Source organism: Streptococcus xiaochunlingii, assembly GCF_006385805.1.
GTDB classification, from domain to species: Bacteria; Bacillota; Bacilli; order Lactobacillales; family Streptococcaceae; genus Streptococcus; species Streptococcus xiaochunlingii.
This window is the reverse complement of record NZ_VFSG01000001.1, coordinates 1,223,878-1,237,272: the sequence shown is the minus strand read 5'-3', so window position 1 is coordinate 1,237,272 and position 13,395 is coordinate 1,223,878. Positions and strand designations below refer to the sequence as shown.

Here is a 13,395-nt window from a genome sequence, read left to right as displayed (position 1 = left end):
GGCTTTAAATAAGCTGCTCTTAGTTTGTTAGTAAAAAAACCAAAAACGAATGTTGTGAGACTAACAATGTTCGTTTTTTGGTATAATATGGTATAATACAATAAAAAAAACTATGTGGAGAGAAAATGAAGCTAAGAAGAAGTGAGCGGATGGTTGTGATCTCGAATTACTTGATTAATCATCCCTACGAATTGACGAGTTTAAATACATTTGCCGAAAAATACGAATCTGCTAAATCATCTATTTCTGAGGACATTGTCATTATTAAACGGGCCTTTGAAGAAATGGAAATTGGAAGCATTGAAACTCTTACTGGTGCAGGTGGAGGGGTCATCTTTACACCATCGATTTCGGATGCAGATTCAAAAGAAATTGTCCAAAATTTGTGCAATCAATTGTCAGAAAGTAACCGGATTTTACCAGGTGGGTATATCTACCTTTCGGATTTGCTAAGTGATCCAAAAATCTTAAATAATATCGGACGCATTATTGCCAAGGCCTTCCGAGATCAAAAAATCGATGCAGTCATGACGGTGGCCACTAAGGGTGTTCCATTAGCAAACGCGGTAGCGAATGTCTTAAATGTTCCTTTTGTCATTGTACGACGCGATCTAAAAATTACAGAAGGCTCAACGGTCAGTGTCAACTACGTATCTGGTTCCAGTGGCGATCGGATTGAGAAAATGTTCCTATCTAAACGTAGTTTGAAAGCTGGAAGCCGTGTTCTGATTGTCGATGACTTCCTTAAAGGAGGGGGAACTATCAGTGGGATGGTCAGCCTCTTAGCTGAGTTCGATTCAGAGTTGGCAGGAGTTGCTATTTTTGCGGACAATGCTTCGGCTAGAAGTAAAGATTTATTTGATCACAAGTCACTTCTACGTGTGACCAATATTGATGTAGCAGAAAATAAAATTGATGTAGAAATCGGAAATATTTTTGATAAGGACTAAGCTGGAGAGGGAGAAAGGAAAATGAAAACAATTTTAGACCGTTTTGATCGTAGTCCCCTATGGCTTCGATTGGCAACGATATTCATCTTGACAGGAGTTCTTGTCGGTGGGCTTTATACGGTTCGTAAAAATTCTGCAGACCAAGTTACAGTAGTGAAGCGAGAAACCAAAAAAACAGGTTCTCTTCCTATTAAGAAGAAAGATCCTAAAAAAGCCAAAGAAGAAGAGGAAGCGAAAATCGCTGAAGCGGCTGAAAAAGCAGTTGCTCATTTTGAAACGACTGCAACTCAAGAAACCTTAACCGCTGCCAAAGAGGCCGTAGAAAAAGTGAAGGACGAAACCAAAAAACAGGCCTTTCAAGCTCGTATTCAGTACATTGTAGACTATTACGGAATGCAAACCAACCAGAATACTCAATCAACTGATACGAATCAAGCTAGCCAAACAGGTCAACCTCAGCAAGTCGTTCCAGCAGAAGTCCCTCAGTATCAGTCCAATGAGGTTCCTCAGGTTTCGAATGCTACCACACCAGCTGTAACGCAACAATCTGAACAATAATCTAGCGCGATTTTAAGAAGAAGCAATCGTGCAAAAAAGAGAAAAAAATCTTGACAGTGAAAGTGCCGCTATGTTACAATAATAGACGGTACTTTTTACTTTTGGTCTCTCAAGAGTGTACAGGGACGTGCTGACAAATGTTGCAAAAGTACACACAGATGGTAGCTGTCACCAAGTGTATCATCACCAAAAATAAAAAAATACAGGAGAATGTAGATGCCTACAATTAACCAATTGGTTCGCAAACCGCGTAAATCAAAAGTAGAAAAATCTAAATCACCAGCTTTGAACGTTGGTTACAACAGTCATAAAAAAGTTCAAACAAACGTTTCTTCACCACAAAAACGTGGTGTTGCAACTCGTGTTGGAACAATGACACCTAAAAAACCGAACTCTGCCCTTCGTAAATTCGCTCGTGTACGTTTGAGCAACTTGATCGAAGTTACTGCCTACATCCCAGGTATCGGACACAACTTGCAAGAGCACAGCGTGGTGCTTCTTCGCGGTGGACGTGTAAAAGACCTTCCAGGGGTACGTTACCATATCGTCCGTGGTGCACTTGATACTGCAGGTGTTAACGATCGTAAACAAGGCCGTTCTAAATACGGTACTAAACGTCCAAAAGCATAAGGAAAGGGGATAAAGAGAAATGAGTCGTAAAAATAGAGCTCCAAAGCGCGATGTATTGCCAGATCCGCTTTACAATTCACAACTAGTTACTCGTCTTATCAACCGCGTTATGCTTGATGGTAAACGTGGTACAGCAGCTTCAATCGTTTACGGTGCTTTTGAGCAAATCAAAGAAGCTACTGGAAATGACGCGCTTGAAGTATTTGAAACAGCAATGGAAAACATCATGCCTGTACTTGAAGTACGTGCACGTCGTGTTGGTGGATCTAACTACCAAGTCCCAGTTGAAGTTCGTCCAGAACGTCGTACAACACTTGGACTTCGTTGGTTGGTAACCATCGCTCGTCAACGTGGTGAGCACACAATGGTTGATCGCCTTGCTAAAGAAATCTTGGATGCTGCAAACAACACTGGTGCAGCTGTTAAGAAACGTGAAGACACTCACCGTATGGCTGAAGCTAACCGTGCCTTCGCACACTTCCGCTGGTAAGATCATGATGATAGGAACGGAAAGGATGCAAAGTGAAAATAGGAAACTGACGCAGTATTCGATGAATACAAGGAAGTTTATCTTATCCATACAGCATCCCGTTCCGGCTCAAATTAACTAACTTTAGCCTGGGTTCAATTGAGCTCAAATCAGCTAAACCAAACAGAATAAACAATGAGAACGGGTAGGTCCTGCCTATCCGTTTTTGTTAAATCATGTTATAATAGTATAGAAATAAAAAATATAGGAGAACAAAACCTCATGGCACGCGAATTTTCACTTGAAAAAACTCGTAATATCGGTATCATGGCCCACGTCGATGCTGGTAAAACAACTACAACTGAGCGTATCCTTTACTACACTGGTAAGATTCACAAAATCGGTGAAACTCACGAAGGTGCGTCACAAATGGACTGGATGGAGCAAGAGCAAGAACGTGGTATCACCATCACATCTGCTGCGACAACCGCTCAATGGAAAGACACTCGTGTTAACATCATCGACACACCAGGACACGTGGACTTCACGATCGAAGTACAACGTTCACTCCGTGTTTTGGACGGTGCTGTAACGGTTCTTGACTCACAATCAGGTGTTGAGCCTCAAACAGAAACAGTTTGGCGTCAAGCGACTGAATACCGTGTTCCTCGTATCGTATTTGCGAACAAGATGGATAAAATCGGTGCTGACTTCCTTTACTCAGTAAGCACACTTCATGATCGTCTTCAAGCAAACGCACACCCAATTCAATTGCCAATCGGTTCAGAAGATGACTTCCGTGGAATCATCGACTTGATCAAGATGAAAGCTGAAATCTACACCAACGACCTTGGTACAGACATTCTTGAAGAAGATATCCCAGCTGAATACCTTGACCAAGCTCAAGAATACCGTGAAAAATTGGTTGAAGCAGTTGCTGAAACTGATGAAGACTTGATGATGAAATACCTTGAAGGTGAAGAAATCACTAACGAAGAATTGAAAGCTGCTATCCGTAAAGCAACTATCAATGTTGAATTCTTCCCAGTATTGTGTGGTTCTGCCTTCAAGAACAAAGGGGTTCAATTGATGTTGGATGCAGTCCTTGACTACCTTCCAAGCCCACTTGATATCCCAGCGATTAAAGGTATCAACCCAGATACAGACGAACAAGAAGAACGTCCAGCATCTGATGAAGCACCATTTGCTGCGCTTGCCTTCAAGATCATGACTGACCCATTCGTAGGTCGTTTGACATTCTTCCGTGTGTACTCAGGTGTCTTGAACTCTGGATCTTACGTATTGAACACATCTAAAGGTAAACGTGAACGTATCGGACGTATCCTTCAAATGCACGCCAACACTCGTATGGAAATCGAAACAGTTTACTCTGGAGATATCGCAGCTGCTGTTGGTTTGAAAGATACAACAACTGGTGACTCATTGACTGATGAGAAAGCAAAAGTTATCCTTGAGTCAATCGAAGTTCCAGAACCAGTTATCCAATTGATGGTTGAGCCAAAATCTAAAGCAGACCAAGATAAGATGGGTATCGCCCTTCAAAAATTGGCTGAAGAAGATCCAACATTCCGCGTTGAAACAAACCCTGAAACTGGTGAAACAGTTATCTCTGGTATGGGTGAGTTGCACTTGGATGTCCTTGTTGACCGTATGAAACGTGAATTCAAGGTTGAAGCAAACGTTGGTGCTCCTCAAGTATCTTACCGTGAAACATTCCGCGCTTCTACACAAGCACGTGGATTCTTCAAACGTCAATCTGGTGGTAAAGGTCAGTTTGGTGATGTTTGGATCGAATTTACTCCAAACGAAGAAGGTAAAGGATTCGAGTTCGAAAATGCGATCGTCGGTGGTGTGGTTCCACGTGAATTCATCCCTGCAGTAGAAAAAGGACTTCAAGAATCTATGGCTAACGGTGTACTTGCTGGCTACCCAATGGTTGACGTAAAAGCGAAGCTTTACGATGGATCATACCACGATGTCGACTCATCTGAAACTGCCTTCAAGATCGCTGCATCTCTTGCTCTTAAAGAAGCAGCTAAATCAGCACAACCAGCTATTCTTGAACCAATGATGCTTGTAACTATCACAGTTCCTGAAGAAAACCTTGGGGATGTTATGGGTCACGTAACTGCTCGTCGTGGACGTGTAGACGGTATGGAAGCACACGGTGCAAGCCAAATCGTTCGTGCTTATGTACCACTTGCTGAAATGTTCGGTTACGCTACTGTCCTTCGTTCTGCAACTCAAGGACGTGGTACTTTCATGATGGTATTTGACCACTACGAAGATGTACCGAAATCAGTACAAGAAGAAATCATTAAAAAAGCTAAAGGTGAAGCATAATTTTACCGTCTAGCTAAAAGCTTTCCTCCTATGAGGAAAGCTTTTTTGATTCGAAAAGAGCTTTAGACCTCTTCCTCATAAGAGATAGTGAAAATGAATATGAAAGTTTGTGTAATATTTCTAATCCTAATGAAATCAGTTGCATTTTAGGGGAAGAAAGTATATAATAATATTGTTGAAAGATGATTTGTAACCTATCAAGTTACTCTTTTCACATAAAAAATTTTTTGATTTTCATAAGGAGGAAATCACGAATGGTAGTTAAAGTTGGTATTAACGGTTTCGGTCGTATCGGTCGTCTTGCTTTCCGTCGTATCCAAAACGTAGAAGGTGTTGAAGTTACTCGCATCAACGACCTTACAGATCCAGTTATGCTTGCACACTTGTTGAAATATGACACAACTCAAGGTCGTTTCGATGGTACTGTGGAAGTTAAAGAAGGTGGATTCGAAGTTAACGGTAAATTCGTTAAAGTTTCTGCTGAACGTGATCCAGAACAAATCGACTGGGCTAACGACGGTGTAGAAATCGTTCTTGAAGCAACTGGTTTCTTTGCTAAGAAAGAAGCTGCTGAAAAACACTTGCACCCAGGTGGAGCTAAGAAAGTTGTTATCACTGCTCCTGGTGGAAATGACGTTAAAACAGTTGTATTTAACACTAACCACGACATTCTTGATGGTACTGAAACAGTTATCTCTGGTGCTTCATGTACTACAAACTGCTTGGCTCCAATGGCTAAAGCTCTTCAAGATAACTTCGGTGTTGTAGAAGGATTGATGACTACTATCCACGCTTACACTGGTGACCAAATGATCCTTGACGGACCACACCGTGGTGGTGACCTTCGTCGTGCTCGCGCTGGTGCAGCTAACATCGTTCCTAACTCAACTGGTGCTGCTAAAGCTATCGGTCTTGTAATCCCAGAATTGAACGGTAAATTGGACGGATCTGCACAACGCGTTCCAACTCCAACTGGATCAGTTACTGAATTGGTTGCAGTTCTTGAAAAGAACGTTACTGTTGATGAAGTAAATGCAGCTATGAAAGCAGCAGCTAACGAATCATACGGTTACACAGAAGATCCAATCGTATCTTCAGATATCGTAGGTATGGCTTACGGTTCATTGTTTGACGCAACTCAAACTAAAGTTCTTGACGTTGACGGTAAACAATTGGTTAAAGTTGTTTCATGGTATGACAACGAAATGTCTTACACTGCACAACTTGTTCGTACTCTTGAATACTTCGCAAAAATTGCTAAATAATTCATCTGTATGATGAGAGGAGGGTAACCTCCTCTTTTTTTGTACTTTTTTTAGACCTTCCTCATCATATTATAGGACTTGCCAAAATGGATTGACAGTGTTAACTGGATTCGGTATCCTATTCTTGATTGGAGATTTCTAATACAAAGAAATGAAAGCGATTACAAGTCGTAGAGGAAGGAGCCAATGGAAATCGCTCAAGAAAAAGAAAAAATCCATTTGAGGAGGTCAAGATGAAAGGTCATCAATTTGAAAAACAACAACGTTTTAGTATCCGAAAGTTTAGTGTGGGAGTTTGTTCTGCATTGATTGGATTGGCATTTTTAGGAACGGGGGCAGTCTCAGCAGATGAGACGCATGCTACTAATGAACAACCCTTAGAAGCTTCCACAGCAAATACGGAAGATGTCAATCATTTGATTAGAGAAGCTGGCGTCTACACTGCAGATGCTGCCTTACCAACGACAGAAACAGCAAAACCAGTTGAGGAGGCAACTCCAGCTACGACAGAGGCTGGTCCTGCTAGCACAGAAGCTAGCCCGACGACGACAGATACTTCAGCCGTTTCAGCGACGGAACAACCAAAAGTAGCTGCAGAAAAAGTGGAAGATTTACCAACCAAAGAAAAACAATTAAGACCAAAAGAGGTTAAATTTGATACTTGGGATGATTTGTTGAAATGGGAACCTGGTAAACGAGTAGATGATGATTTGAACCGAGCAAGTGTTCCCCTTGCTAGCCGTTTTCAAGGGAAGCAAATCAACGAGCAAGCCAACCCAGAAGCAAAGATCCAAGCCCTTTCTAACATGAACTCAAAGGCTAAGGATCATGCTTCAGTCGGTGGGGAAGAGTTTAAGGCCTATGCTTTTGACTACTGGCAATATTTGGATTCTATGGTCTTTTGGGAAGGACTTGTCCCTTCAGCAGATGTGATTGATGCGGCTCACCGAAATGGGGTTCCCATCTACGGAACTCTCTTCTACAACTGGTCTAGTAGCATTAAGGATCAAGAGCGCTTTGCAGAAACCTTGAAAGAAGATAGTGAAGGCTCAAAAACCTTCCCGATTGCTCGGAAATTGGTTGATCTAGCCAAGTACTATGGTTTTGATGGCTACTTTATCAACCAAGAAACAACAGGGAACTTAGTAGAGCCTTTGGGGCCAAAATTAAGAGATTTCCTTCTTTATACCAAGGAATATGCGAAGAGCGTCAACTATCCGATCAAGTACTCTTGGTATGATGCCATGACCTATGAATATGGTCGCTACCATGAAAATGCACTGGGTGAATACAACTACAATTTCATGCAGCCTGAAAATGGCGAAAATCCAGTTGATACCTTCTTTGCCAACTTTAACTGGGGCAAATCAGAAGTTGATTATTCGATTAGTACAGCCAAATGGATTAACCGCAATCCTTATGATGTTTTAGCAGGACTGGAACTTCAAAAAGGAGGTTCTTATAAGACCAATGTAGACTGGAATGCGATTTTAGATGAGCATGGCAAGTTGCGTCTATCTCTTGGTCTCTATGCACCTGATACCATTACAGGTCTAGGAAAGACGGGAGAAGGTTACCATACCCATGAAGATTTATTCTGGACTGGATTCCAAGGAGATCCAACCAAAGGAAAACCAGCAGACCAATCTTGGTATGGAATGTCTAATTTGGTTGTGGACAAAACCCCAATCACAAATGCTGATTTTAATACTTCCTTCAATACTGGTCACGGCAAACATTGGTTTGTGGATGGCAAGATTTCTAAAGAAGGGGAGTGGAATTACCGATCCGTCTCTGGCTACCTTCCAACATGGCGTTGGTGGGTAGAACATAGTGAAGATAGTACGCCATTGAAAGGGCGTTATGATTTTGATCAAGCCTACAATGGAGGGAACTCTCTAGCCTTTGAAGGCGATCTGAAAGCCAATAGCAGTCAAAATGTTATGCTCTATTCGACCAAGATCCCCGTGACAGAAACGACCAAGTTGAGCGTCTCTCACAAGGGTGGGGTCGGTGCAGCTGCTTGGATAGCTGTTGCTACAAAAGAAGACTACTCCGAATATGTATGGAAAGAATTGACGCCAAGCGCAGATTGGTCAACTCAAACCTTCGATTTGGGAGACCTGGCTGGCAAGACCATTTATGCTGTTAAGATGTTCTTTGACCATGATACAGATGTCAAAGATTACAAGTTCAACCTCGGTCAATTGTCGATTACGTCGAACCAAGAAAAACCAGCTGCTCCTTCTGAAGTAACTGTGCAAGGCAAACGCCTACAAAATGCGCAAGAAGCAGAAGTAGTCCTCAATTTTAAAGGGGTAGCGGACGCAGATTATTATGAAGTCTACGAAAAAGATGGCCACAACTGGCGTCTCTTAACAGGGTCTTCTGCGACAACCGTCTATCTACCAAAAGTTAGCCGTTCAGCAAGTGCTGAAGGAACGACTCAGGACCTCAAGGTCGTTGCAGTTGGGAAGAACGGCCAACGTTCAGATGCAGGAACTGTAGCCTTTGATTGGGGTATGACAGTATCAGATACCAGTCTTCCAAAAGCTCTAGCACCAAACGTGGTCATCGGAGCCAAAGTGATCGGTTCGAGCTTCCCAGATGCGGATGGTAGTGAAGGCATCGAAGGTATGTTAAATGGTACCATTACCAGTCTGTCAGATAAATGGTCTTCTGCTCAATTGAGTGGAACCGTCGATATCCGCTTGACACAACCACGGACCATTGTTCGTTGGGTCATGGACCATGCCGGTGCTGGTGGGGAGTCTGTCGACGATGGCAAGATGAATACCCGTGACTTCGACCTTTACTACAAGGATGAAGCGGGTGAATGGAAGCTCGCTAAGGAAGTTCGTGGCAATAAAGCCCATGTGTCCGACATTACACTCGACCATCCAATCAAGGCTCAAGAATGGCGTCTCCATGTCATTACGGCAGATAACGGAACCCCATGGCAAGCCATCCGGATTTACAACTGGAAGATGTATGAAAGTCTGGATACGGAAACGGTCAACATCCCAATGAAACATGCTGCAGCGCAAAACTTAGGCAATCATTTTGTCCAAGTCGGCTTCAAAGATGTTCCAGCCAATACCACACTGACTCTTTATGCTGATAAAGAAGCGCTCAGTCCAATTGCGACCATGACAGCCGATCAAGCTGGAAATCTGATCTTTAAACCACTGGCTTTTGAATCAACCCCATCTCTTCTCTACTATCGTGCGCAAGAACCTGGCAAAGATATCAGTAATGTTCTAGCGATCGAAGTTCCAAAAAATGATAAAGAAATTGCGGGACTTCAATTTGAAGATGGTTTGACCAAGAAGGTTTACCGGGAAGGGGATGCTCTTTCCTTGAAAGGGGCGACTCTCCGAGTTCATTATAAAGATGGCCAAGCAGATCAACTGGTCAACCTCACCAACTCAGGTGTAGAGATTCATGGATTTGACAGTAGCAAGCTTGGAGAACAACACCTAGAAGTTTCTTACCTTGGTCAGAAATTGGATAAGACTCTCACTGTTTTTGTGGTCAGTGCAGAGGAAGCAGGTGAAAAAGCAGTTGCTGGTCTAGAATTGACCGATAAACCAAAAGTAGAATATATCGTCGGAGAAGCATTGGAAAAAGAAGGCGGACGCTTTACAGTTGTCTTTGATGACGAAACAACCGAAACGCACGCCTTGACCGATGAAGGGGTTGAAGTAACTGGATTTGATGCGAGTAAGGAAGGCCGTCAAACCATCACTATCCATTACAAAGGAGCTAGCACAAGCTTTGATGTCCTCGTTAATCCAAAACCAGCTCTCAACGATGAATACCTCAAGCAAAAATTGGCTGAAGCTGAAGCTGCAAAAGCCAAAGTAGACTTTACATTTGCCAGTCCTGAAGTCAAAGAAGCTTTGCTAGCTGGAATGGCTGCTTCTGAAAAAGTCTTGAAAGAGCATGATACCAGTACACAAGATCAAGTCAATGAGCAGTTGAACCAATTGACCGCTCTCTTGAAAGCCTTGGATGGACAAGCTAATCTAGTCAAAGAGAAAGAAGCTCTTTCTGCTCTGACAGAGGAAGCGACCGCTCTATTAGCAAGTAAGCCAAACCACCCTTCTGGTGACGCTTTACAGGCACTGGTTGAGAAAAATAAAGAACTCCTAGACCCTTCAGAGCTCACTCCTGAAGCGCTTGCAACCGCAAAAACAGGTCTAGAAACCTTGATTGCGCTCCTGAAAGAAGATAAGCCAGCGGTCTTTGTAGACCCTGTGACTGGAGTCGAAGTTCAATTCTCTAACTTGGAGCCTACTGCTATTAAGGGACTAAAAGTCGCGAAAGTTGAAGACAATCAGGCAGAAAAAGAAGAGCTGAAGGGACGAGGAGCGACTATCTTTGATATCGAAGGAGTCGATGCAAGTGGTAAGGATGTCGATACACAGCATCCATCCCTTGTGAAAATCCCTGTGGATAAGGATAAAGAAGTAGAGCAAGTTCTCTTCTTCCCAGAAGGTCAAGCACCTCAATCTTTGGCCTTTGAGCGAGAAGGAGATACCGTTATCTTTACAGCTCCTCACTTTACCCACTATGCGATTGTCTATAAGGCAGCAAAAACGGAAGGACCAGATCAACCGATCCAACCAGAAGAACCTGCTAAACCTGATCAGCCTGTTCAACCAGAGGAGCCTACTAAACCGGATCAACCAGCGATACCAGATCAACCAGTTCAGCCGGAGAATCCAACAAAACCAGAACAACCGGATGGCAATCAACCGACACCAGAACAAGTGAATCCGACGAAACCAACTGATCCATTGAATCAAAAGGAAAACGGATCAGACCTTCAGGACCAACGAGTTCAACAAGTTTTGAGTCGCTATTTAACACCATCTAAAGAAGGAACTTCTCAGCAAGATCAAGCTAGCAAGGATACTAACAAGGAATTGCCAACAACGGCAAGTTTAGAGGCTACGTTTGCAGCAGAAGCTGTTCTCCTAGCAGCGCTTGGTGGCTTCCTCTTAGCTGGCAAGAAGAAAGAAGAGTAACTTTTTAAGCGTTTTGATACTGACTGAAAAGGTCATGATGAATCGTAAACCTCCTTTGTAAAAACAAGGGAGGTTTTATGATGCAGATTCTAATCGAGGAGCAGGACTCCTGACTTGCTAATAAGCGGTAGAAATCCACTATTTTTCTACCTCTTTTACAGCTTTTGTGATATAATTATCATGTATTAAAAATAGAAGGAGTCATATCCAATGGCAAAATTGACTGTTAAAGACGTTGACTTGAAAGGGAAAAAAGTTCTCGTTCGTGTTGACTTCAACGTACCTGTAAAAGATGGCGTGATCACTAACGACAACCGTATCACTGCTGCTCTTCCAACAATCAAGTACATCCTTGAACAAGGTGGACGTGCAATCCTCTTCTCTCACCTTGGACGTGTGAAAGAAGAAGCAGACAAAGAAGGTAAATCACTTGCTCCTGTAGCTGCTGACTTGGCTGCTAAATTGGGTCAAGAAGTTGCTTTCCTTCCAGGTGTTACTCGTGGTGCTGAATTGGAAGCAGCGATTAACGCTCTTGAAGATGGACAAGTTCTCTTGGTTGAAAACACTCGTTACGAAGATGTTGACGGCAAGAAAGAATCTAAAAACGATCCTGAACTTGGTAAATACTGGGCATCACTTGGAGATGGTATCTTCGTAAACGATGCATTCGGTACAGCTCACCGGGCACACGCATCTAACGTTGGTATCTCAGCAAACGTTGAAAAAGCAGTTGCTGGATTCCTTCTTGAAAACGAAATTGCCTACATCCAAGAAGCTGTTGAAGCTCCAGAACGTCCATTCGTGGCTATCCTTGGTGGTTCAAAAGTTTCAGACAAGATCGGTGTGATCGAAAACTTGCTTGAAAAAGCTGATAAAGTTCTTATCGGTGGTGGGATGACTTACACATTCTACAAAGCTCAAGGTATCGAAATCGGTAACTCACTTGTAGAAGAAGACAAATTGGATGTTGCAAAAGCTCTTCTTGAAAAAGCAAATGGTAAATTGATTTTGCCAGTTGATTCTAAAGAAGCAAACGCATTTGCTGACTACACTGAAGTGAAAGATACTGAAGGTGAAGCAGTAGACCCAGGTTTCCTTGGTTTGGATATCGGTCCTAAATCTATCGCTAAATTCGATGAAGCTTTGACTGGTGCGAAAACGGTTGTATGGAACGGACCTATGGGTGTATTTGAAAACCCTGACTTCCAAGCTGGTACAATCGGTGTGATGGACGCTATCGTAAAACAACCAGGTGTTAAATCAATCATCGGTGGTGGTGACTCAGCTGCCGCAGCGATCAACCTTGGACGTGCAGACAAGTTCTCATGGATCTCTACTGGTGGTGGAGCATCAATGGAACTTCTTGAAGGTAAAGTTCTTCCAGGACTTGCAGCATTAACTGAAAAATAAGACGGTTTCTCATGAACCATAGAAGAAGCACCGAAAGGTGCTTTTTCTATTGGATGTGAGTAGAAGGAAGCTAGTCGACCTTCATTTCCCCGCTTGAACCTTTCTAGAAATATGTTAGAATAAAAGAGATAGAAAGATAGGGGACAATGGATTACTTTAAACGACATAAATTTGACCGTTCCAAATTTCGATTGGGAATGCGAACCTTCAAAACAGGGATAGCCGTTTTTCTGGTTCTATTGATTTTTGGTATCTTTGGCTGGCGGGGCTTGCAGATTGGGGCGCTGACAGCTGTCTTTAGTTTGAGAGAAGATTTTGATAAGAGTGTTCACTTCGGTGCTTCGCGCGTGATGGGCAACAGCATCGGTGGTTTTTATGCCCTGCTGTTCTTTATGATCAAGATTCTCTTCCACGATGCTTTTTGGGTGACCCTGATTTTTGTGCCCATTGCGACCATGTTAACCATTATGACCAATGTCGCTATGAACAACAAAGCTGGAATCATCGGTGGTGTTTCAGCCATGCTCATCATCACCCTCTCGATTCCGACAGGAGAAACGTTCCTATATGTTTTTGCCCGCATCTTTGAAACCTTTATCGGAGTCTTCGTTGCGATTTTAGTCAATTCAGATGTGGATCGGATTCGGGACTTTATAAATGAAAGAAAAAAAACCATGTGAGATTATATGACATTTTAATCTTGACATCGGTTTTTT

General features: G+C 42.8%; 9 protein-coding genes. All 9 read left to right on the top strand.

Annotated elements, in window-relative coordinates; genetic code table 11:
- Positions 1-125: 125 nt before the first annotated feature.
- A complete protein-coding gene (gene purR / locus FJR71_RS06290; RefSeq protein ID WP_048690858.1) occupies positions 126-950 on the top strand; it encodes a pur operon repressor in 825 nt (274 codons plus the stop codon).
- Between the two features lie 21 nt (positions 951-971).
- Positions 972-1,508, top strand: a complete 537-nt coding sequence (locus FJR71_RS06285) for a hypothetical protein (RefSeq protein ID WP_048690856.1) — start codon at positions 972-974, stop codon at positions 1,506-1,508.
- 216 nt (positions 1,509-1,724) lie between these two features.
- Complete coding sequence (gene rpsL / locus FJR71_RS06275; protein WP_001142332.1) at positions 1,725-2,138, top strand: 30S ribosomal protein S12; 414 nt, start codon at positions 1,725-1,727, stop codon at positions 2,136-2,138.
- Positions 2,139-2,157: 19 nt separating this feature from the next.
- Complete coding sequence (rpsG, locus tag FJR71_RS06270) at positions 2,158-2,628, top strand: 30S ribosomal protein S7 (protein WP_003003105.1); 471 nt, start codon at positions 2,158-2,160, stop codon at positions 2,626-2,628.
- A 261-nt stretch (positions 2,629-2,889) separates the two neighbouring features.
- Complete coding sequence (fusA, locus tag FJR71_RS06265) at positions 2,890-4,971, top strand: elongation factor G (RefSeq protein ID WP_048690854.1); 2,082 nt, start codon at positions 2,890-2,892, stop codon at positions 4,969-4,971.
- A gap of 254 nt (positions 4,972-5,225) precedes the next feature.
- Positions 5,226-6,236 (top strand): type I glyceraldehyde-3-phosphate dehydrogenase, encoded by a 1,011-nt coding sequence (gene gap, locus FJR71_RS06260; protein ID WP_006595530.1) that lies wholly within the window; start codon positions 5,226-5,228, stop codon positions 6,234-6,236.
- A gap of 233 nt (positions 6,237-6,469) precedes the next feature.
- A complete protein-coding gene (locus FJR71_RS06255; protein ID WP_140814346.1) occupies positions 6,470-11,269 on the top strand; it encodes an endo-beta-N-acetylglucosaminidase in 4,800 nt (1,599 codons plus the stop codon).
- Positions 11,270-11,479: 210 nt separating this feature from the next.
- The gene (locus FJR71_RS06250) at positions 11,480-12,679 is read left to right on the top strand and encodes a phosphoglycerate kinase (protein WP_006595532.1); all 1,200 of its coding nucleotides are present in this window, start codon (positions 11,480-11,482) and stop codon (positions 12,677-12,679) included.
- Between the two features lie 146 nt (positions 12,680-12,825).
- The gene (locus tag FJR71_RS06245) at positions 12,826-13,359 is read left to right on the top strand and encodes an FUSC family protein (RefSeq protein ID WP_048789972.1); all 534 of its coding nucleotides are present in this window, start codon (positions 12,826-12,828) and stop codon (positions 13,357-13,359) included.
- Positions 13,360-13,395: the final 36 nt, after the last annotated feature.